The 21,130-nt window shown below is 46.5% G+C and carries 18 protein-coding genes; 6 read left to right on the forward strand and 12 right to left on the reverse strand.

The features are described 5' to 3' along the window. Positions 1 to 7: 7 nt before the first annotated feature. Positions 8 to 808, reverse strand: coding sequence for a glucose 1-dehydrogenase (locus ABQ275_RS18245; RefSeq protein WP_349314591.1), 801 nt, complete (start codon positions 806 to 808; stop codon positions 8 to 10). 105 nt (positions 809 to 913) lie between these two features. Between ABQ275_RS18245 and ABQ275_RS18250 the strand changes: the two genes are divergently transcribed. Next, complete coding sequence (locus ABQ275_RS18250) at positions 914 to 1,966, forward strand: NAD(P)-dependent alcohol dehydrogenase (RefSeq protein ID WP_349314592.1); 1,053 nt, start codon at positions 914 to 916, stop codon at positions 1,964 to 1,966. Positions 1,967 to 2,076: 110 nt separating this feature from the next. Here the strand turns inward: ABQ275_RS18250 and ilvA are convergent, their stop codons facing one another. From ilvA to ABQ275_RS18290, 8 genes are all read right to left on the reverse strand, one after another. Beyond that, positions 2,077 to 3,333, reverse strand: coding sequence for a threonine ammonia-lyase IlvA (ilvA, locus tag ABQ275_RS18255; protein WP_349314593.1), 1,257 nt, complete (start codon positions 3,331 to 3,333; stop codon positions 2,077 to 2,079). Positions 3,334 to 3,493: 160 nt separating this feature from the next. Further along, positions 3,494 to 4,540 (reverse strand): ketol-acid reductoisomerase, encoded by a 1,047-nt coding sequence (gene ilvC, locus ABQ275_RS18260; RefSeq protein ID WP_349314594.1) that lies wholly within the window; start codon positions 4,538 to 4,540, stop codon positions 3,494 to 3,496. 96 nt (positions 4,541 to 4,636) lie between these two features. Continuing rightward, positions 4,637 to 5,170, reverse strand: a complete 534-nt coding sequence (gene ilvN, locus ABQ275_RS18265) for an acetolactate synthase small subunit (RefSeq protein WP_349314595.1) — start codon at positions 5,168 to 5,170, stop codon at positions 4,637 to 4,639. Between the two features lie 105 nt (positions 5,171 to 5,275). After that, positions 5,276 to 7,024 carry a biosynthetic-type acetolactate synthase large subunit gene (gene ilvB / locus ABQ275_RS18270; RefSeq protein ID WP_349314596.1) on the reverse strand — a complete coding sequence of 583 codons (1,749 nt, stop codon included), beginning with the start codon at positions 7,022 to 7,024 and terminating at the stop codon, positions 5,276 to 5,278. Beyond that, a complete protein-coding gene (gene ilvD / locus ABQ275_RS18275; protein ID WP_349314597.1) occupies positions 6,990 to 8,669 on the reverse strand; it encodes a dihydroxy-acid dehydratase in 1,680 nt (559 codons plus the stop codon). The genes ilvB and ilvD overlap by 35 nt, the downstream gene beginning before the upstream one ends. A gap of 298 nt (positions 8,670 to 8,967) precedes the next feature. After that, complete coding sequence (locus ABQ275_RS18280; RefSeq protein ID WP_349314598.1) at positions 8,968 to 9,870, reverse strand: branched-chain amino acid transaminase; 903 nt, start codon at positions 9,868 to 9,870, stop codon at positions 8,968 to 8,970. Between the two features lie 518 nt (positions 9,871 to 10,388). Then, a complete protein-coding gene (locus tag ABQ275_RS18285; protein WP_349314599.1) occupies positions 10,389 to 11,480 on the reverse strand; it encodes an aminoglycoside phosphotransferase family protein in 1,092 nt (363 codons plus the stop codon). Then, on the reverse strand, positions 11,471 to 12,373 hold the full coding sequence (locus ABQ275_RS18290; RefSeq protein ID WP_349314600.1) for a sugar phosphate nucleotidyltransferase: 903 nt from the start codon (positions 12,371 to 12,373) through the stop codon (positions 11,471 to 11,473). Before ABQ275_RS18290 ends, ABQ275_RS18285 begins: the two co-directional genes overlap by 10 nt. Positions 12,374 to 12,503: 130 nt before the next feature. Between ABQ275_RS18290 and ABQ275_RS18295 the strand changes: the two genes are divergently transcribed. The 3 genes from ABQ275_RS18295 to ABQ275_RS18305 all read left to right on the forward strand — a co-directional run bounded on the left by ABQ275_RS18295 (position 12,504) and on the right by ABQ275_RS18305 (position 15,521). After that, the gene (locus ABQ275_RS18295) at positions 12,504 to 13,844 is read left to right on the forward strand and encodes an alpha-L-fucosidase (RefSeq protein WP_349314601.1); all 1,341 of its coding nucleotides are present in this window, start codon (positions 12,504 to 12,506) and stop codon (positions 13,842 to 13,844) included. Positions 13,845 to 13,863: 19 nt separating this feature from the next. After that, entirely contained in the window at positions 13,864 to 14,751 is an 888-nt protein-coding gene (locus tag ABQ275_RS18300; RefSeq protein ID WP_349314602.1) for a pyridoxal-phosphate dependent enzyme, read from the forward strand. A 65-nt stretch (positions 14,752 to 14,816) separates the two neighbouring features. Beyond that, positions 14,817 to 15,521 carry a hypothetical protein gene (locus ABQ275_RS18305; protein ID WP_349314603.1) on the forward strand — a complete coding sequence of 235 codons (705 nt, stop codon included), beginning with the start codon at positions 14,817 to 14,819 and terminating at the stop codon, positions 15,519 to 15,521. Here the strand turns inward: ABQ275_RS18305 and lipB are convergent. Next, positions 15,509 to 16,207, reverse strand: a complete 699-nt coding sequence (gene lipB, locus ABQ275_RS18310; protein ID WP_349314604.1) for a lipoyl(octanoyl) transferase LipB — start codon at positions 16,205 to 16,207, stop codon at positions 15,509 to 15,511. The two genes, ABQ275_RS18305 and lipB, sit on opposite strands and share 13 nt — an antisense overlap. A gap of 163 nt (positions 16,208 to 16,370) precedes the next feature. Here lipB and ABQ275_RS18315 point away from each other — a divergent pair, with 163 nt between their 5' ends. Next, on the forward strand, positions 16,371 to 17,438 hold the full coding sequence (locus ABQ275_RS18315) for an RluA family pseudouridine synthase (protein ID WP_349314605.1): 1,068 nt from the start codon (positions 16,371 to 16,373) through the stop codon (positions 17,436 to 17,438). A gap of 110 nt (positions 17,439 to 17,548) precedes the next feature. Further along, a complete protein-coding gene (locus tag ABQ275_RS18320; protein WP_349314606.1) occupies positions 17,549 to 19,231 on the forward strand; it encodes a gliding motility-associated C-terminal domain-containing protein in 1,683 nt (560 codons plus the stop codon). On the opposite strand, the gene ABQ275_RS18325 is transcribed toward ABQ275_RS18320, so the two are convergent. Together ABQ275_RS18325 and ABQ275_RS18330 are read right to left on the reverse strand one after the other, a co-directional pair. Beyond that, a complete protein-coding gene (locus ABQ275_RS18325) occupies positions 19,232 to 20,182 on the reverse strand; it encodes a hypothetical protein (protein ID WP_349314607.1) in 951 nt (316 codons plus the stop codon). A 95-nt stretch (positions 20,183 to 20,277) separates the two neighbouring features. Next, positions 20,278 to 21,126: an anti-sigma factor gene (locus ABQ275_RS18330; protein ID WP_349314608.1), complete on the reverse strand. Its 849-nt coding sequence runs from the start codon at positions 21,124 to 21,126 to the stop codon at positions 20,278 to 20,280. Positions 21,127 to 21,130: the final 4 nt, after the last annotated feature.

A 21,130-nucleotide genomic window follows, 5' to 3' on the forward strand; every position in this document is an offset into this window, starting at 1 on the left:
TACTAATTTACACTGTTGATACGGAACCACCATCTACCCTGAATACGGCGCCTGTAATGAAAGACGCCTGCGTAGATGCCAGGAATGCCACAATACCGGCGGTTTCAGTGGCCAGTCCGGGACGGCCCAGTACCTGCGCCGGGCGGTTCTCTTTCAGGAATATTTTTGCCGCCTCTTCCACGGTGATGCCTTTATCTTTCGCTATTTCTTCCAGCATATTATCTACCATAGGTGTTTTGATAAAAGCAGGAGAAACGGTATTCACCAGGATATTATCTTTTCCATAAGCCTTGGACAACGTTTTACTGTAATTATTCAACGCTGCCTTGGTAGCATTGTAATGCGCCATCATAGGATCGGGTTGTTCGGCATTTTCAGAAGAGATGTTGATAATCCTGCCACCACCCTGCTTTTGCAGGTAAGGGATGACAAGACTGGTGAGCGCCACCACGCCAAACAGGTTCACTTCAAAGATCCGGCGCCACTGATCAATTGTGATCGTTTCTACCGGGCCAACGGTATCAATGATACCGGCGTTATTCACCAGGATGTCGATACGACCAAACCGCTCTATCGTGGTTCTGACGAGTCTCGCCAGGTCCTCTCCTTTCGCTATGTCTGCCGGCACGGCCAGTACATCCGCATTCTGCAGGCGCAGCATAGCAGCTGTATCTTCCAGCTCATCTACATTGCGTGCAGAGATCACCACTTTAGCACCTTCCAGCAGGAGTGATTCCGCAATCGCTTTGCCGATACCTTTACTGCTACCGGTGATAATAGCTACTTTCCCCTTTAACTGTAGTTCCATGATTATGTTTTTTTAGCACAAAGGATAAAGAATGAAATTACGAATCAGACAGGAATTAATGTGATTTTGGTCAATTTCCGTAGCTTCGGTATAAATTCCTTCACCATGACTGAAACCAAAGGTTACGCTGTACAAAATGCCACCGCCCCGCTCGGCCCCTGGAACTTTGAGCGCAGAGAAGTTGGTCCGCACGACGTACAGATTGAAATTTTATATTGCGGTGTATGCCATTCAGATATACACCAGGTTAGAAATGAATGGGGTAATTCCAGTTACCCGATGGTACCCGGCCACGAAATAGTAGGGCGGATTACCAAAGTAGGCGATCATGTGACCAACTTTAAAGTGGGTGACCTCGCAGGAATAGGTTGCTTTGTTGACTCCTGCCGTGTGTGCGATCCCTGCAAAGCAGGCGAGGAACAGTATTGTGTAACAGGTGGCGCCAGCACGTACAACGGCCTGGAAATGGACCGTAAAACGCCTACCTATGGCGGCTATTCCACCCGGATTGTAGCGGATGAAAAATACACCCTGAAAATTTCTGATAAGTTACCACTGGAAGGTGTGGCGCCGTTGCTTTGCGCAGGCATCACTACTTATTCCCCGCTGCGCCACTGGAAAGTAGGCAAAGGGCATAAAGTAGCAGTACTGGGCCTCGGTGGTCTGGGGCACATGGCGGTAAAACTGGCGGCTTCATTTGGCGCAGAAGTAACCATGCTGAGTACCTCTCCCTCCAAGGAAGCAGATGCTAAAAGGCTGGGCGCACATCACTTCTCGCTGATCAATGATCAGGCGCACATGAAGCAACTGCAAGGCCAGTTTGATTTCATTATCAACACGGTATCTGCCCCGCACGATTACAGTACTTTCCTCAATCTGCTCAACCTGAATGGCGTGATGATCTGTCTGGGCGTACCTCCGGCGCCCTCTGTAGTACCCGCTTTCAACCTCATTATGGGCCGCAGGAGTATAGCCGGTTCACTGATAGGCGGTATCCGTGAAACACAGGAAATGCTGGACTATTGCGCCGAACACAATATCACCAGCGATGTGGAAGTAATTGATATAAAAGATATCAATACTGCTTACGAGCGGATGTTGAAAGGAGATGTGAAATATAGATTTGTGATTGATATCGCCAGCCTTAACCAGGATTAAAAAGGATTAGAAAAGGATTACCAGGATGGGTGTTTTGTTGTTTATCTTTTTAAAAGCATTTAAACAACAAAACACCCATCCTTTTAAATCCTGTAATCTTTTAATCCTGGTCAGACGAGGTAGCTGAACAGGTTATCGTCTTTATTCAGTTCTGTAAACTGAAAATTATATTTTCTGAAATTGGCGATAAGGATGTCATAGTCTTCCTTGTTTTTCAGCTCTACGCCTACCAGTGCCGGCCCTATTTCCTTATTGTGTTTTTGTATATATTCAAACCGGGTGATGTCGTCTGTGGGGCCAAGAATATTATTTACAAACTCTCTCAGTGCGCCGGGACGTTGCGCGAAACGTACAATAAAATAATGTTTCAATCCTTCGTAGAGCAGGGAACGTTCTTTTATTTCCTGCATGCGGTCAATATCATTATTACCACCGCTGATCACGCATACTACCTTCTTGCCTTTTATTTCTTCCGAAAAACCTTCCAGCGCCGCTATAGACAAGGCTCCTGCCGGTTCTACCACGATGGCATCTTCATTATATAATTTCAGGATAGTGGAGCACACCATGCCTTCCGGTACCAGGTGCATTTTGTCCAGTACTTCCCGGCATATTTCATAGTTGAGCGTACCTACTCTTTTTACGGCAGCGCCGTCAACGAAGCGTTCAATTTCATCCAGTGTAACGGGACCGCCATTTTCCATGGCGCGCAGCATGGAAGGAGCGCCTTCCGGCTCTACGCCGATGATGTGTGTATGCGGACTATAGGTTTTAAAATAGGTACCCACACCGGCAGCCAGCCCACCGCCGCCAACAGGTACAAAAAGATAATCTATGACCGGTTGATCTTCGAGGATCTCTACGGCTACAGTGCCTTGTCCTTCTATAATTTTTGCATTGTCAAACGGGGGAATGAAGGTCATACCGTTTGTGATGGTAAATGCCTGTGCTTCGGCAGAGCAATCATCAAAAGTATCGCCAATGAGGCGTATTTCGATGTTGTCGCCGCCAAACATATTCACCTGGTTTACTTTTTGTTTGGGTGTGATGATGGGCATGAATACCACGCCTTTAATGTTCATGGCTTTACATGCATAAGCAAAGCCCTGGGCATGGTTACCGGCGCTGGCGCAGGTAACGCCATTTGCCAATACATGAGCAGGCAGACTGCTGAGGAGGTTATATGCGCCGCGTAATTTATAGGAGCGTACCAGTTGCATATCCTCTCTTTTCAGATATACGTCACAGTTATAGCGCCGGGAGAGATTGGCGCTATACATAAGCGGGGTACGGTTTACAACCGGTTTCAGCTTTACGGCCGCATCCAGGATATTGAGGGAGTTTACACTACTTATTACTTCAGACATAAAATGTAATTAATAGAAACGGCAAAGCATTTTCGGGACTATCGAAATCATGGAACCTGTATTCAGTATCAGAAAAATATTTTTCTTCTATACTAAATACCAGCACCAATAATTTCAATAATTCGAAAATGCTTTGCCATTCTAATTTATAATATTGCTATTAAGCGTTGTTAGGGCGCAGTTTACGTACAGCCGCACCTGCCTGCCACATTTCGCTTTCGCGCAGTTCTTTCAGTTCTTCGTTCAGTTTTTCGCGGTAATCCGGAGTACTGTTGGAAGCGATAGAACGGGCAGCTTCTTTACCTGCTGCTACGCTGGCGTACAGTTCATCAAATACGGGCTGAGTAGCGGATTTGAATTTTTTCCACCAGTCGAGTGCACCACGTTGCGCTGTAGTAGAGCAGTTGGCATACATCCAGTCCATACCGTTTTCTGCTACCAGTGGCATGAGTGACTGCGTCAGTTCTTCTACTGTTTCATTGAATGCTTCAGAAGGAGAGTGACCATTTTTACGCAGTGTTTCGTATTGTGCTGCGAAGATACCCTGGATACAACCCATCAGTGAACCACGTTCGCCGGTGAGATCGGAGAATACTTCTTTTCTGAAATCTGTTTCAAACAGGTAACCGGAACCAACGCCGATACCCAGTGCTACTACGCGTTCTTTAGCGCGGCCGGTAGCATCCTGGAAGATAGCGTAGCTGGAATTCAGACCCTGACCAGCGAGGAACAGGCGACGCAGGGAAGTACCGGAGCCTTTAGGTGCTACCAGGATTACATCTACATCAGCAGGAGGAATAATACCTGTCTGTTCTTTATACGTGATACCAAATCCGTGGGAGAAGTACAGTGCTTTACCAGGAGTGAGGTGTTTTTTCAGGGTAGGCCAGAGGGTGATCTGTCCTGCATCAGACAACAGGAACTGAAGAATGGTACCTTTCTGTGCTGCTTCTTCGATATCGAATAATGTTTCGCCCGGAACCCAGCCATCAGCAACTGCTTTATCCCAGGTTTTGGAATTTTTACGTTGTCCTACGATAACATTGAAGCCGTTGTCTTTCAGATTCAGTGCCTGGCCGGGGCCTTGTACACCATAACCTATTACTGCTATCACTTCGTTCTTCAGCACTTCCCTTGCTTTTTCCATAGGGAATTCTTCCCTGGTTACTACTTGTTCGAGTACCCCTCCAAAATTGATGGTTGCCATGTTTTGTTTTTTTAGCTGTTAGCTATTAGCCCTTAGCTATTAGCTGTGATTTGAATGAATGATTGTTATAGTTATTTAAATTGCTGCGGTGAAGTACTACACGGTAGCCCTGCTCGCCTGCAGATCTTTCAGATGTTCATGGAAACGGCGGCTCCATTTTACAATGGCCACCCTTCCGCTCTTTGAATATTCTATCAGTCCGTATGGCTCCAGTTTTTTGATAAAGTCTGTCAACTCCTGCTGGTGGCCTGTTTTTTCAATGACAAAATAGTCAGCAGTGATCGTCAGGATACGCGCATGATTTTCGCGGATCAGTTTTTCTATATCTCCGTTGTGTAATGATTTGGTAGATATTTTATACAATGCCAGCTCCTGGTACACCACTTCTTCTTCCTCATGTACAAAGGCACGGTGTATTTCGATCAGTCTTTCTATCTGACCGATCACCTTATCCAGTTTCTCACGTGTAGACATCACCGTTATGATGAACTTATACACACCGGGAATTTCTGTTTCAGCCGTAGTAAGGCTGGTGATATTGATGCCTCTGCGGGTAAATATAATGGTGATACGGTTGGTGATACCGATACGATCTTCCGTATATACCGTTACTGTATATTCTTTTTGCATAAAAACAGCTTGGGCGGCCCCTCCCGGTTCTTCTCCCAACGGAGGGAGCCTTGAAGGGCTTATCTTATTAAAAATTTATCTTTATTCTGCTATCGTCCGGCGATACTATTCCAGCCTGATGGCGGAAACAGGTGCGCCCGCCGGCACCATCGGGAATACGTTATCTTCTTTTTCTACCACCACTTCCAGCAGATATGCGCCTTTGTGTGCCAGCATTTCGTCTATCGCTGCAGAGATATTCTCTCTTGTTGTTACTTTCTTACCGGGGATATAAAATCCTTTTGCTACCTGTACGAAATCCGGATTTACCATTTCGGTAGATGAATAACGTTTGTCGAAGAACAACTGCTGCCACTGGCGAACCATGCCGAGGAAGTTGTTGTTCAGGATCACGATCTTCACCCCGATCTTGGATTGATGGATAGTGGCCAGTTCCTGGAGTGTCATCTGAAAACAACCGTCGCCGATGATGGCTACCACTTCTTTTTCAGGTGTACCCATTTTGGCGCCCATAGCTGCCGGCAACGAAAAGCCCATGGTACCCATACCACCGGAGGTGATGTTGGTATTTGGGTTTTTGAAGCGATAGTAGCGGGAGGCTACCATCTGGTGTTGTCCTACATCTGTTACCAGTACTGCTTCCCCTTTTGTTTTTTCTGAGATGAGACGAATTACTTCCGCCATCTTCAGCTCTCCTTCTTCCGGAAACAGTTCACGATGCTGTACTTTATCGTATTCCTTTTTATCTGCATCGCGGAATTCAGCCAGCCATGCTGCATGTTCTGCCGGTTTTACTTCCGTCAGCAACGCCTGCAAGGCAGTTTTTGCATCCGCATGTACGGCTACATCTGCTGTAATGATCTTGTTGATTTCCGCTGCATCTATTTCAATGTGGATCACTTTTGCTTTGCTGGCATAACTGGATATATCGCCGGTTACACGGTCATCGAAGCGCATCCCTACGGCGATGAGTACATCGCATTCGCCGGTGAGCATATTCGGACCATAGTTACCGTGCATACCGAGCATACCTACATACATCGGATGATCTACAGGTACTGCGGAGAGGCCCAGCAGGGTGGAAGCTACAGGGATCTGTGCTTTTTCTGCCAGTGCAATCAGTTCCTTTTCAGCACCTGACAGCAATACGCCATGACCACAAAGGATGAAGGGCTTTTTAGCACCGTTGATCAATGCCGCTGCTTCCTGTACCGCTTCCGGCTTCAGCTGGGGCACGGGTTGGTAGCTGCGGATATAATTGCATGGTTTGTACTCGTATTCAAATTCACCAAACTGTGCATTCTTGGTAATATCTACCAGTACCGGGCCGGGGCGGCCGCTACGGGCGATATAAAATGCTTTGGCCATTGCTTCCGGAATATCTTCCTGGCGGGTAACCTGGATATTCCATTTGGTGATAGGCATGGTAATACCGATCACGTCTGTTTCCTGGAAAGCATCTGTACCCAGCAGGGATGCAGCCACCTGACCGGTGATGCAGACCATAGGGGTGCTATCCATGTAAGCATCAGCCAAGCCTGTTACCAGGTTGGTAGCGCCGGGGCCGGAGGTAGCAAAAGCCACACCCACTTTACCCGAACTGCGTGCATATCCCTGAGCAGCGTGCGTAGCACCCTGTTCATGTCTTACAAGTATATGATGAACTTTGTCCTGAAAATCGTACAGCGCATCATAAATAGGCATGATAGCTCCACCCGGATAACCAAATATGGTTTCCACGCCTTCTGCTATCAGCGAGCGGATTACCGCTTCAGAACCGGTGATAACAGGCTTAGCGGCTACCTGTTGGTCTACCTTCTCAGTCTTCATCAGTAACACATCCTTCTGTTGCATTTTTTACAAGTTTTGCGTACTTAAATAGGATTCCATTAGTTGCTTTCAATGCGGGTTGCGTCCACTGCGCCCTGCGGGCTGCCAGCTCTTCGTCACTGATCTCCACATCGATCGTATTGTTTACGGCGTCTATTTTGATGATATCGTTGTCTTTTACCAGTGCGATAGTTCCTCCTTCATAGGCTTCCGGTGTGATATGTCCTACCACAAAGCCATGTGTACCTCCTGAGAAGCGGCCATCGGTGATAAGTGCCACGCTTTTGCCTAAGCCTACGCCCATAATGGCGCTGGTAGGTTTCAGCATTTCGGGCATGCCGGGAGCGCCTTTTGGACCCACCTGGCGGATGACGACCACGTCTCCTTCTTTCACCCTGCCGGACTGGATACCTGCGATCAGTTCAAATTCGCCGTCAAATACGCGGGCAGGGCCTATGAAGAGCTCTCCTTCCTTACCGGTGATTTTTGCAACAGCGCCCTGTTCGGCCAGGTTGCCATATAAGATCTGGATATGACCATTTACTTTCAATGGTTTTTCCAGTGGTACGATGATATCCTGTGTGGTGAAGTCGATATCTGGTACGCTCTCCAGGTTTTCAGCAATGGTTTTACCCGTTACCGTCAGGCAATCGCCGTTTAGTCGTCCTTGTTTGAGCAGGTATTTCATCACCATTGGAACGCCGCCGATGTTGTGCAGGTCTTCCATCAGGTATTTACCACTTGGTTTAAGATCTGCTATCAGCGGGGTTTTATCACTTACACGCTGGAAATCTTCCAGTCTCACCGATATGCCTACTGATTTTGCGATAGCAATGAAGTGCAATACCGCGTTGGTGCTGCCACCCAGTGCCATGATTACGGTGATCGCGTTTTCAAATGCTTCCTTGGTCATGATATCTTTGGGTTTGATATCTCTTTCCAGAAGCAAACGGATATATTGACCGGCAGCGATGCATTCCTCTTTTTTCTCTTTGCTCAGCGCAGGGTTGGAGGAGCTGTAGGGCAGGCTCATACCCAATGCTTCAATGGCTGCAGACATGGTATTAGCCGTATACATACCGCCACAGGCACCTGCACCGGGGCAGGAGTTCTGTACAATGCCTTTGAAATCGCCTTCGTCGAGTTTACCTGCCATTTTCTGGCCCAGTGCTTCGAAAGCGGATATAATGTTAAGATCTTGTCCTTTATATTTACCTGGCGCGATAGTACCGCCGTACACCATGATAGACGGGCGATTGAGACGACCCATCGCCATCAGGGAACCGGGCATGTTTTTATCGCAGCCGGGTACGGTGATCAGTGCATCATAGTATTGTGCACCACAAACAGTTTCAATGGAATCTGCAATCAGATCACGGCTTACCAGGGAGTAGCGCATACCGGGGGTACCATTGCTGATACCATCGCTTACACCGATAGTATTGAAGATGAGTCCGACCAGGTTATTGTCCCAGACACCTTTTTTCACATCTTTGGCGAGGTCGTTCAGGTGCATGTTGCAGGTATTACCATCGTAACCCATGCTAGCAATACCTACCTGTGCCTTTTTCAGGTCTTCCTCTGTCAATCCTATTCCGTATAACTGCGCCTGCGCAGCTGGCTGCGTAGGGTCCTGTGTAATCGTTTTGCTATATTTATTTAATTCCATCGTTATTGTTATTATACAGACTACCAAGCGTTTATAGTAATCCCATTTTAAAAGTTCTACACAAATTACCGGGTCGCGACGTGATATTCAAACCAACAATTTCCAAATAACCGGTCTTCAAATCTGCCTTTTGAGCTTTCAAACCCTTTACTGTAAAGGATTATAGATTTTTCGTTTTACAACCGCCAAGCGGGCAGAAATCATAAAGCTACTACTGTTGACTGAGGCCTATTTGCCATTTGTCGGGGGCTTTATGTTGCGCCCCTATGCTTTCTGCCAGCCTGGGGTCGTTATATTATCAGACCAGGTGCACTTCGGGTTCAAATGATTCCTCCAGCACCCTGGCTTTATAAGCCTGTTGTAATAGTTTCCCCAATGAAGTAGCCCAGGGCTTGCTGAAATGCTGATCATCCAGCGAATCGATGCCAATCAGCTCTGCGGCGGTGCCACAGAAGAAAACGGCTTCTGCTTCTCTTAATTCAGCGATGGTAAACAGCTTTTCTTCGAGGGGGATGTTAAGTTCCTGGCAAAGTTCGATAACAGTGGCGCGGGTGATACCTGGAAGGATGTTACCGGCGGGAGGGGTGTAGAGTTTGCCGTCTTTTTCAAAGAAGATGTTGGCGCCGGGGCCTTCTGCTACGTAACCATTCATATCCAGGAGTAATGCTTCATCGTAACCCTTTGCTTTTGCTTCCTGCGAGGCCAGTATTGAGTTTACATATAAACCCGACGATTTGGATTCTATTTTGAATGCTTTGGGATTGGGTCGCTCGTAGGAGGAAGTCATTACGCGCAGGAGCTTCTCACCCAGGTACGCCCCCCATTCCCAGGCGCATATCAGGATACGCGATTCGGAGGCGCCTTTCAGGGTCATATTCGGTGGACAGAATACGAGCGGGCGGATGTAGGCTTCTTCCATATTATTCATCTCCAGCACTTTATAACAGGCGGCGATAAGCTCCTCGTTATCAAATTTATAGGGGATGTGGATCAATTCGCAAGAGCGTTGCAGGCGGTCGAAATGTTCTTTTGCTTTAAAAATTTTTACTGATCCGTTCGCTGTTTTATAGGCGCGGATTCCTTCAAATACAGCATACCCGTAGTGTAATGATTGGCCGAACAGATCTGTTGTGGCCGAAGAGGCTTTACGGAATTCACCGTCGAGGTAAAGAAATGTGTTGTCGTTGTAGTAGCTATACATAAAAAAAGAAATTGTAAAAGGGAAATACCATCCAAAAAAACGCCTTCCTCGTTGCGGAGGAAGGCGTTTATATATATTGTAGTATATGCACGTGTACCTATCCTCCATGATGGTGGCTAATAATGACAACGACGAGAATCACGACAGTAATCGCCCAGTTAAGCTGAGGTACGATGTGATTCAATTTTATGTTGTCTTTATTTACCCACATGGAGGTGATTATTTTTATGAACAATACAAATGTATTTGTGAAAAGGATAAAAACCAACAAACTGTTGAATATTTCGTAAAAAATCAACCACACCACCTGTTTTTGAAAATATTTAAAAAAACAGACCAGATACTGAGTCAATTCTAATAAATAGTGCAAACCGGTTATCAATTACTAAATATTGGGCGTGTAATTAATGGGTGTAATGTGGGTTAAAACGGTTATCGGGGCGGGCAGGCGGTGATTAAAAGTAAAAAATCCCGGTGCATTGCACCGGGACCAAATGATTTCATTTATTGTTCACTATCTAAACCTGTTGGCTTACATGCAGGCATTTGTCGATGATGGCCTGTAATGTGGCTTCTTTTTCGATGAGGCGCTGTAGCAGCACCAATTGGTTGAGGGCGCGGTCATAGTTATGATCCGCATACTTAACCGGGTAATAAACATCTCCATTGAGATAATCGGAGAGGAACCGGATACCTTGCATATAGATCATGAACTTTCCGGCAAAGAACAGTTGTTCTTTTTCCACTTTTGTTAAAGTTCCGCCTATTTCCCCGAGATACCCCTGCATGAGGGCTTCGAAGTATTCCTCGCGTATTATGATCTGGCTTACATCCTTTTCTTCTTCAGACACGGGGCATACGTAGGTACGCACCATATCACCGAGGTCGGAGATGATTTTCCCGGGCATCAGTGTATCCAGGTCACACACGCAGATTCCTTCGTAGGTATCCTTGTTTAGCAATACATTATTGATTTTAGTATCGCAATGCATGAGATGGTCCCTGAATTCGGGATTTGTTTTCAGCTGTTCATAAGTGACGGCGATGTCGGAATAGCGGAGGAAATCTTCAATCATCTCTCCTGCTGCTTCCTTCCTGTCCTCCTTCGCGTTCCTGATGGCTTCCTGGAAAGCACTGTAACGGAGGGTAAGATTGTGGAAGTTTGGAATAGAAGCTTTAAACGGCTTCAGGTCGACGCCCGAAAGGTAATTGGCGAGGCGGCCAAACTGTTTGGCTGCTTCAAACGCCTGCTTTGGGTTATCAGCCTGATCTACCGTAACGGAATCGGCAATAAACGGAATCATACGCCAGTATTCGTTGTCCATTACAAAGAGCTCTTCCCCGTTTACGGTGGGGATGGGCGTAATAAACAGATACCCCGGATGATGTACTGCGAGATAATCAGCGGCCATACGTTGATTGGTGGCGATTATCCAAGGTTCCCTGAATACGTTTACATTGATTTTCTGTAAAACGTATTTGCTGCCGTCCAGCTTCTTTTCGAGCAGAAAAGTGTTATTGATGTGTCCTGATCCGAATTTTCGGACATGCAATCCTTCAGGCTCCAGTCCAAAAGCCTGAAGGATCAGTTTGTTGGGTGTTATTTCCATAAATTGTCGGGATATGCTCCATTTTTTACCAAAGCCGACAAGCTGGACTGCACACCGGGTGCATCTTCTTTGTATGTAACGCCAAACCATTTTGCGCTGGTAGGTAATACCCGTACCTGTCCGATGTTACGACGGATAAACTCATCAGCTACAATCGGAATAAAGAATTCAGATTTAGGATTGCTGATACTTTTATCCAGGAATTCATTGAACAGGTCCTGGCTCAGGTTAAATACGCTGGGATGGAAACCCCAGAAGTTCATAGACACCGGTGTTGCAGGAGAAAGTGGGTGCTTGCTACCGTCTGCTTCCTCGTAAACGATCTGGTTGTTATCTGTATATATTTTGGTCCTTTCAACAATAGCTGACAGGTTACCCTGCCCGTTTACCTCGCATACGCCGCGGGATACGGAGCCGTGCTCACTAACGGTTTTGCCCAGTTCATATCCAACTACGCTGTAAGTATCTGCCTTGCATTCCCCGTTCAGGAAAGCAGCCATTTTTACAAACGCATCAGCGCCATAGAAATCATCTGCATTGATCACTGCAAATGGCTCGTTGATAGCGTCTTTGGCGCAAAGGATCGCATGTGCGGTTCCCCATGGTTTTGTTCTGTCTGCCGGCACGGTATGATTACCAACAAATGCATCCATTTCCTGGAATACATAGTCAGTAGCTACGCGTCCTTTGAGCTTCGGCTCAAAGATGGTCTTAAAATCTTCCGCAAAATTCTCGCGGATAATAAACACTATTTTCCCAAAACCCGCGCGGATAGCGTCGTAAATAGAGTAATCAATGATAGTTTCACCGCTTGGCCCAAATTCCTGGATCTGCTTTAAACTGCCATATCGGCTAGCCATCCCGGCTGCCAAAATCAATAAAGTCGGTTGCATTTGCTTGATATTAGTTTATAATTTTCAATTATTTACCTAAAAATATCGGCGCTAAATTTAATCATTAAAAGTATTTTCACACTTTCTTTTTGTGGACAATACATATTTTAAAGATTAATTAAACGGAACGATGAAAAGATTATTAGTGCTGGGAGCCTGTGCCATGCAGCTTTTTACAACCGCAAAAGCGCAACAGAAAACCAATCCGGAAGACATCAAAGAAAAAATGCAGTGGTTTACAGATGCCAAACTCGGCATCTTCATCCATTGGGGCATTTATTCAGTAAACGGCGTGGATGAATCGTGGTCTTTCCACAACAAAAAAATCTCTTACCCTGATTACATGCAACAGCTGAAAGGCTTTACTGCAAGTAATTACAACCCGCAGGCATGGGCCGATCTGATCAAAGAATCCGGCGCCCGGTATGCGGTCATGACCACCAAACACCACGACGGTGTGGCTTTGTGGGACAGTAAGTACAGTAAACTCGACGTTGCTAACAGTACACCCGCAAAGAGAGACGTGCTCACACCCCTCTACGCTGCGTTGCGCCGCGATAGTATCAAATGTGGTGCCTATTTTTCCTTGATTGACTGGAGTCATAACGATTATCCCCAGTTCCTCAAAGACAGCAACCGCTATGATATCAAGGCCCAGCCTGCAAGATGGCAACGCTTCCTGAAGTTTTACGAAGGACAGATGGCGGAAGTGATGACTAAGTTCAACCCCGACCTGTGGTGGTTTGACGGCGACTGGGAACATTCTGCTGAAGAATGGGAAGCAGAAAAAATGCGGAAGATGCTGACCACGCATAACCCCAACACCATTATCAATGGCCGTTTACAGGGTTATGGCGATTACGACACGCCGGAACAAAACTTCCCGGTTACCCGCCCGCATTACCACTGGTGGGAACTGTGTATGACCATCAACAATAACTGGGGCTGGCAGCCACAGGACACCAACTGGAAAACGCCTTACGAGATCATCACCATCTTTGTGGATGCAGTCAGCAATGGAGGCAACCTCCTCCTGGACATTGGCCCCAAAGCGGATGGCAGCATTCCGGAAGAAGAAGTACACGTGCTGAAAGAACTGGGCGCCTGGAATAAGAAGAATGGGGAAGCTATTTTCAATACCATCGGCGGTATTCCGTTAGGCCACTTCTATGGCCCTACTACCCTCTCCAAAGATTCCAGTACCCTCTACCTGTTCCTGCCCGGTAAAACCAGCGGCCAGGTAGCTCTGAAAGGACTGAGTAACAAAATTGAAGACATCACGGTAGTGGGCAACGGCACCAAGCTGACACATAAAGTGGTCGGCAAAATTTCCTGGAGCCCCGTACCCGGTCTGGTATACATCGATGTTCCTGAAAACGTACAGGACAAATATGTAACCGTGCTGAAAGTGAAGCTGGATAAGGCTGTGAAGCTGTATCGCGGCAAAGGAGGTTTTCTGACGAATGAATAGGATATTATTTTTTATATAGATGATTACCTACGATCATATCACTTTAGATGCTTTTTCCACCAGCTGGCTGCCTGATACCATTCAGGCGGCCATGCTTCGGTTGGATAAATCAGATACAGCGGTTTCAGGTAATAAATGGTTTAAGCTAAAATATAATTTAGAGGAAGCGAAGCGGCAGGGAAAAGATCACCTCCTCACTTTTGGTGGCGCCTATTCCAATCATATTGCGGCAACAGCCGTTGCCTGCAAACTGGCCGGACTGGCATGCACCGGTGTGATCCGGGGAGAAAGGCCCGCCGTTTTAAGTCATACCCTGCAACAGGCTTCGGATAACGGAATGCAGTTGCTTTTTGTAAGCCGTTCGGATTACAGGCAAAAGGAAAAAAGCCCGCTTTTCAAAGAACTGGCTGATCCTGTTTATATTATTCCCGAAGGAGGCCACAATGCCCTTGGTGCAAAAGGTTGTGAAGAAATATTATCCATCTTCCCCACAGCTGATTTCACACATATCCTTTGTGCCGTTGGTACCGGTACTACGCTGGCAGGGCTGATCAACAGTGCACAGCCCCCGCAGCAGGTACTGGGTATTGCCGTATTAAAAGGTGCGGCGTACCTCGAAAAAGAGGTGGCGGCGCTGTTACACGCTACGGTGCCTGACTGGCGCATCCTGCATAATTACCACGGTGGCGGTTATGCTAAAACATCTCCGGAACTTATAGATTTTATCAATACCTTTCATAAAGAAACAGGGATCCCCACCGATATTATTTACACCGGAAAATTAGTCATGGCATTCCGTGAATTGACGCAGCAGGGCTACTTTCCGGACGAGAGCAAAGTATTGTTAATACATACCGGCGGCCTGCAGGGCAATCTTTCCCTGCCTCCCGGCGTTCTGTCCCTATAAAAACTGTTCATTATATTTGAACGGTAGTGTATTTTTGCCAACTTTAAGCGTTTACGGATTTTAGTATGAAGCAGGTCGTGCGTATTTCTTTAACTATAGGCATCTTTTTATTGACAGCATTCGCGGGAAAGGCCCAGGATTTTATGCCTCCTGTGTTACCGGAATTTTCAGCATCCATCAAAACCGGTAAAATCCAGCTGGACTGGCTTTCGGGATTCAGAGATGTAAAAGAGATTGGTATTCAGCGATCACTGGATAGTGTGCTGAACTTCAATACGATTGGCTATGCCAGCTATCCTATGCAAACGAGGAATGCTTACCTGGATAATAAACCACTGCCCGGCACCAACTATTACCGCCTGTTTATTCTCTTCAACAACGGACGTTTTATGTACAGCAAAACCATGCTGGCCTTGTCCGACAGCACTATCCGTGCAGACCAGAAACTGGAGTACGCGGATATAAAGGATGCCTCCAAAGAAAAAGGGGAAGCAGAAAGAATCGCCTGGCATCCTTCCAATTATATTTACACCACCGCAGATGGCAATGTGAACATCCGGCTCGCAGATGCTCCCAAGAAGAAATATTCCATCAAGTTTTTTGAATCGAACGGTACTTTCCTGTTTGATATTGACCAGGTGAAAGGCCCTGCGCTGATCCTGGAAAAGGCCATTTTCATGCACGCGGGTTGGTTTAACTTCGAATTGTATGAAGAGGGGAAACTGAAAGAAAAATGGAGCTTATTTATTCCATTGAACTACAAAATGTAACAGTCGAATACTTCTGCAAAATACTTACTCAGCTTTGCTTTTACTTCTTCCACCGGTACCTCGTGCCCAACTTCCTGGTTGAGGGAGGCTACTTTTTTATCAACGATACCACAGGGAATGATGTTGCTGAAATAATCCATCGGCGTGTTTACATTCAGGGCAAATCCATGCATGGTTACCCAACGGCTGCAACGTACGCCCATCGCACAAATCTTGCGGGCGGCCCCTTTATCATGCGGGTCCAGCCATACGCCGGTTTCGCCTTTTGAACGATCCCCTTTCACACCATAATCTGCCAGGGTGCGGATGATCACTTCTTCCAGGCTGCGTAAATATTTGCCGATATCTGTAAAAAAATTCTCCAGATCGATAATAGGATAACCGACAACCTGTCCGGGGCCATGAAAAGTAATATCACCGCCTCGATTGGTAGGCACAAAGCCGATACCGCGCGAGGCCAGCTGTGCTTCATCCAGCAGGAGATTTTCCATATGCCCGCTTTTGCCGATGGTGTATACCGGCGGATGCTCACAAAACAACAGGTAATTGGTAGTGGGTTTAGGCCACTGGTCTACAGCCTGCGATTTCAATTGCACATTTTCTTTCAGCAGTTGCTCCTGGTAATCCCATGCCTGCTGGTAATCCATAATGCCAAGATCTTTTACGACTATCTGTTGCTTTTCCATATTCGTCATTTCACGTTGCGGCATGTTTCCGCAAAGGCGCGAAGGGGCAAAGTTAGGGGAATATCTACTTAAAAAAAATCCCGGAAAGATCATCCACCTTTACTTGGGGATGCCTTTGCACGAAACTCCTAACTAAACTTTACCTTTGCAAAAATTTACATTGATGGCTGAAGAATTGCTGGAACTGGAAGATGAGCTGGAAAACGGGGATGGCAGTGAAGAACTGTACGAGAAAATTAATATGGTGGTTGACAAAGGTCAGGAACCCATTCGTATTGATAAATTCCTCACGAACCGTATTGAAGGCGCCACCCGCAATAAAGTGCAAAACGCCCTGGATGCTGAACTGGTGCTGGTTAACGACAAGCCCGTCAAATCCAATTACAAGATCCGTCCGCTGGACCGGATTGTGGTGTTTTCCAACAAAAACCCGGAGAGTACTGCTGTATTACCGGAAGAACTGCCGCTGAATATTGTGTTTGAAGATGAGGATATCATGATCGTTGATAAACCTGCCGGTATGGTGGTTCATCCTGGTTGTGGTAATTACACCGGTACGCTGGTGAATGGCCTTTCCTGGTACCTGGGAGATAAAACACAGGCAACAGAACCCACGATACCGCGTTTCGGACTGGTACACCGTATCGACAAAAACACGACGGGTTTGCTGGTCATTGCCAAGTCTGAAAAAGCCATGACAGATCTGGCCAAACAGTTTTTTGATCATACCGTACACCGCAGATATATAGCCCTGGTATGGGGAGATTTTGAGGAAGATGAAGGCACCATAGTAGCCCACGTAGGTCGCCACCAACGATTCCGCAAGATTATGGATGCATACCCCGATGGTGAATATGGTAAAGAAGCCATCACCCACTACCGCGTGCTGGAACGTTTTAACTATGTAACCCTGGTGGAATGCAGGCTGGAAACCGGCCGTACTCACCAGATCCGCGTGCATATGCGACATACCGGACACGCACTCTTTAATGACGATACTTATGGTGGTAACCGCATTATAAAAGGAACCATCTTCACCAAATACAAACAGTTTGTGGAAAACTGTTTCGAAATTATGCCGCGCCATGCCCTGCATGCACAGCAACTTGGATTCATACATCCCCGTACCAGGGAACAGATGTACTTCGAAAGTACACTGCCGCCCGATTTTACCAGCGTCCTGGAAAAATGGCGGAGATATACCGTGGCAAGACCATTGGAAGAAGAATAAAAAATAAATAACTGATGCAGATAATTATCTGCATCAGTTATTTACAACAGTTTTTATTAATATAAAATTACATATTTAAACTATCTTAGCGTTTATTACCATGTCAACACATGAGAAGCCCTGTAAAACGTCCCTTATTATCACTTATATTATTGCTGCTGGTCACTGTGACCTGTGTGCTGATCTCCGCTCCTGCTAAGGCCGGCAATGTACGTGCAACTATATTTACCACCTCCTCTACCTGTTTGAATGATACGGTATTTTATGTGATCCCTGCGCCTGCCGGTATTGATTCTGTAAAGTGGTACTTTGGAGATCCGGTATCCGCTGAAAAAGATTCTTCTATAGCCCTCCGTGCTTTTCATGTTTATAAAAATACAGGCACTTATACCAACACGCTGATCACCTGGCGCAATGGTATTGCTGATACCACGATCCAGACCATCACGATAGTAACGCCTGTTATTTGGGATCTTGGTCCGCAGGACACCACTCTTTGTGAAGGCAATACCATGATACTGAATGCGCCTGTTATTCCCGGCGCTACCTATCTGTGGCAGGATAGTTCCACGGCCACTTCCATCCTGGTAGATACTTCTGTTACCTATAAAGTAAAGATCAACGGGTGCCTGATACCGGATTCGGTGAATGTTTTTTATACGCCCATTCCTACTATTGACCTGGGTCCTGACCTGATCCTGTGTACCGGTGAACAGATTGCACTGGACGCCACCGCACAGAACTGTACGTATGAATGGAATACGGGCAACACCGAACCAACCCAGGATGTACGCACCACCGGCACTTACCAGGTGCGGGTATTCCCGGAAGGATGCGCAGAAATTGATGATGAGATCAACATCACTTTCAGGGGCGCGCCTTACCCGTTTTCATTGGGACCGGATACTTTACTCTGCCCCGGGGAAACCATTACCCTGGCGCCGGTAGTACCCGAAGCCACCGCCTGGCTGTGGAGCGACCGCTCTACCCGACCAACGATTTCGGTCAACTATGAAGCAAACATATGGGCATTGGTGGAGATCAATAACTACTGTAGTGTGGTGGATACGATATTCGTCAACTTCAACCGCCTGCGCAACATCGATCTTGGCAACGATACCACTATCTGTAAAGGCAGCTTCCTGGTGCTTGACGCCAATTTCGGAAATGGTCAGTACCTGTGGCAGGATCAATCAGACCAGGCCACCTATTACGTAACCAAATCAGGCAAGTATTACGTACATGCACAGATCGGGCGTTGCGAATCGACTGATACCATACAAGTAGCATATAATGATACCCTGCGTGTAAACCTGGGACCGGATACGCTGTTATGCAAAAATGAAATTTATCAGCTTCGTCCTACGGGCGCCGGTGGCGGCCTTTTCAAGTGGCAGGACAGCACCAGCGTACCGGTATTTACCGTGTCGCAACCGGGTATTTATTCCATGATGGCGTACAATGCCTGTGGCAAAACGGTTGACTCGGTGGTGGTGCGTTATCACGATTGTGCGTGTACCGTTCATTTTCCAACGGCATTTACACCGAACGGGGATGGCAGGAATGATTACTTCCGGCCGATATACAGGTGTCCTATTCAGCAGTATACGCTGAGTATTTATAACCGTTGGGGAGAAAGGGTGTTTTTCACAACAGATCCGCAGATAGGCTGGACAGGCCGCGTTTATGGCAAGCTGGTTGATCTGGCCACCTATGTTTGGATTGTGGATTATAAAGAAGTAGATACCGGTATAGCCGTGCATAAAACCGGTACGATCACTGTCATTTACTGATTACTCTGCGGCAGTGAAATCATAAAACTTTGCAACAAAAACGGCGGTTTCCCGTTTTTTGAAAGGTACATCCCAGGTACCGTTGTAGGTCACCAGTGCAGGGATCAGCAATCCAAACTGTTTGGTCATCTGTACATTCATCTTCACATTAAAATCAAACAACATCGTTTTATAGGAGAGCGCGTATGTACGTCCTACAATTTCAAAATTCTCTTTGTTGAAATAAGTGATCAGTTCATCTATTACCACATCTGCCCGATCAATACGATTGAGTCCTGGTTTTGTTTTCGCGGAGAACACATAGCAGGGGGTACCATCTACATAATTTTCTGCAGTGATAGAAAAATCGTAGAAGCGGATCACATCATTACTGAAGATAGCTACTTTGGATCCCACGATAGGCACGCCACGAATGGGTTTCCCCGGATTGAAGATGAGTTGTTTCAGTTGTGCTTTATGTCGGGCCAGGCTACCACCTGCATTCTCCGGTGTTTCACCGCTGGCATCCACGCAAACAGTTCCTTTTGTAAAAAACAGGTTGCCATATAGTTCCGCGGTATAGTAGTTATAGTCGCCTTTACGGGTATAAAAATCGCCGGTTACTTTTTCGTCCTTCACCTGCATGGTGCGGCATCTGCCATTTACATTCTGATGGGTAAGGCTTTTGAGAGATGCCTGTACGGCTCCTTTTTTATCTAAAATACGGATGTCATTGTCGGCATTAAAGCCAATGATATGCAGGTTTTTGAATGCGCGGTAGAAAGTGGTATCATCTTCTACCCTTTTAATAAAGCTGTTAACGTCGAAGCCTATACGTTTTGCAGCTACGATAACCTCATCCAGGTTCACGGTCATTCCCTTATAGCGGGCTGTGTCCTGTGCGGTGAGTGGTTGCAGTTGCAACAGGCACAGCACTACGGCTCCGGCTATACTTTTCCAAAAATGTGACATGCTGCAATTTAATCAATATGCGGAAAAAACAATGCGCACTCCCATACAGGAAGTGCGCATTGTTTTCGGTTAATTATCTTATAATAATATTTTTATCAACCGGGTATTTTCCCGGCTACATACATCTGTTCCATTGTTGGAGAAACGGCACCGCCTTTCTTTTCCAGGGTAACGGCAAACATCTGTGCTTTACCGGTTACTTTCATTTTCTGCAACAGTGTAGCGGTATCACCCATTTCAAACACACCCATATCAACAGGTTTGCCATCAACGATTGCCCACAGCTGGTATTGTTTGTCTGCGGCAGGTTGCGGCAGGTTATTTACTTTCAGGTATACCTGTTTGCTGTCCTGATTCCAGTATACAGTGGCTAATGCTTCGGGGAATGGTTTGGTACCGGGCATCTTCACCTTCATGGTATTGGGGTCCTCGAGGATATTCATGGACTCCTGCATTTGCTCTACACGGGTTTTGTAAAGATCGCTCTTTGACAAAATCGAATTTTGGGAAAGGAGTAAAGATTGGTATTTGTCTTTGTAATCCCTGAATTCTTTATACCGGTTAAAGAAAATATAATTCAAAATGAGGCTCCCTATCAGCAGCACAGCGGAGGCGGCGGCCAGCCACTTCCAGGATGGAAGACTGGATGCTTTCATGGATACGATGCCGGGTTGATGCCCGTTTTCATCGGGCAATGTGCCTTCCTGCACATCAGATTCTTCATTATTAATCTGGTTAAACAGATCTGCTCTGATGTCTGTTGCCGGCTGCATCCCCTGCAAGCGCACATATTCCTCCATACTGTGCCGGAAAGATTCCACTTCCGCAGCTACTTCCGGGAATTGGCGCATAGCAGCTTCCAGCTCCCGAACTTCCTGTTCGTTAGCCATGCCTGCCACATAGAGCTCAATCAGCCCGGACGATATGAAGTATTGTGCGTCCACTATA

The organism is Chitinophaga sp. MM2321 (genome assembly GCF_964033635.1).
GTDB lineage: Bacteria > Bacteroidota > Bacteroidia > Chitinophagales > Chitinophagaceae > Chitinophaga.

Excerpts from the sequence above, each read along its gene's own strand:
- ilvA (WP_349314593.1), bottom strand. The coding sequence starts at position 3,333 with ATGTCTGAAGTAATAAGTAGTGTAAACTCCCTCAATATCCTGGATGCG.
- ABQ275_RS18290 (WP_349314600.1), bottom strand. The coding sequence starts at position 12,373 with ATGCAACCGACTTTATTGATTTTGGCAGCCGGGATGGCTAGCCGATAT.
- ilvD (WP_349314597.1), bottom strand. The coding sequence starts at position 8,669 with ATGGAATTAAATAAATATAGCAAAACGATTACACAGGACCCTACGCAG.
- ilvN (WP_349314595.1), bottom strand. The coding sequence starts at position 5,170 with ATGCAAAAAGAATATACAGTAACGGTATATACGGAAGATCGTATCGGT.
- ABQ275_RS18295 (WP_349314601.1), top strand. The coding sequence starts at position 12,504 with ATGAAAAGATTATTAGTGCTGGGAGCCTGTGCCATGCAGCTTTTTACA.
- ABQ275_RS18300 (WP_349314602.1), top strand. The coding sequence starts at position 13,864 with ATGATTACCTACGATCATATCACTTTAGATGCTTTTTCCACCAGCTGG.
- lipB (WP_349314604.1), bottom strand. The coding sequence starts at position 16,207 with ATGGAAAAGCAACAGATAGTCGTAAAAGATCTTGGCATTATGGATTAC.
- ABQ275_RS18280 (WP_349314598.1), bottom strand. The coding sequence starts at position 9,870 with ATGTATAGCTACTACAACGACAACACATTTCTTTACCTCGACGGTGAA.
- ABQ275_RS18285 (WP_349314599.1), bottom strand. The coding sequence starts at position 11,480 with ATGGAAATAACACCCAACAAACTGATCCTTCAGGCTTTTGGACTGGAG.
- ilvC (WP_349314594.1), bottom strand. The coding sequence starts at position 4,540 with ATGGCAACCATCAATTTTGGAGGGGTACTCGAACAAGTAGTAACCAGG.
- ABQ275_RS18315 (WP_349314605.1), top strand. The coding sequence starts at position 16,371 with ATGGCTGAAGAATTGCTGGAACTGGAAGATGAGCTGGAAAACGGGGAT.
- ABQ275_RS18250 (WP_349314592.1), top strand. The coding sequence starts at position 914 with ATGACTGAAACCAAAGGTTACGCTGTACAAAATGCCACCGCCCCGCTC.
- ABQ275_RS18305 (WP_349314603.1), top strand. The coding sequence starts at position 14,817 with ATGAAGCAGGTCGTGCGTATTTCTTTAACTATAGGCATCTTTTTATTG.
- ABQ275_RS18325 (WP_349314607.1), bottom strand. The coding sequence starts at position 20,182 with ATGTCACATTTTTGGAAAAGTATAGCCGGAGCCGTAGTGCTGTGCCTG.
- ABQ275_RS18320 (WP_349314606.1), top strand. The coding sequence starts at position 17,549 with ATGAGAAGCCCTGTAAAACGTCCCTTATTATCACTTATATTATTGCTG.
- ilvB (WP_349314596.1), bottom strand. The coding sequence starts at position 7,024 with ATGCAACAGAAGGATGTGTTACTGATGAAGACTGAGAAGGTAGACCAA.
- ABQ275_RS18245 (WP_349314591.1), bottom strand. The coding sequence starts at position 808 with ATGGAACTACAGTTAAAGGGGAAAGTAGCTATTATCACCGGTAGCAGT.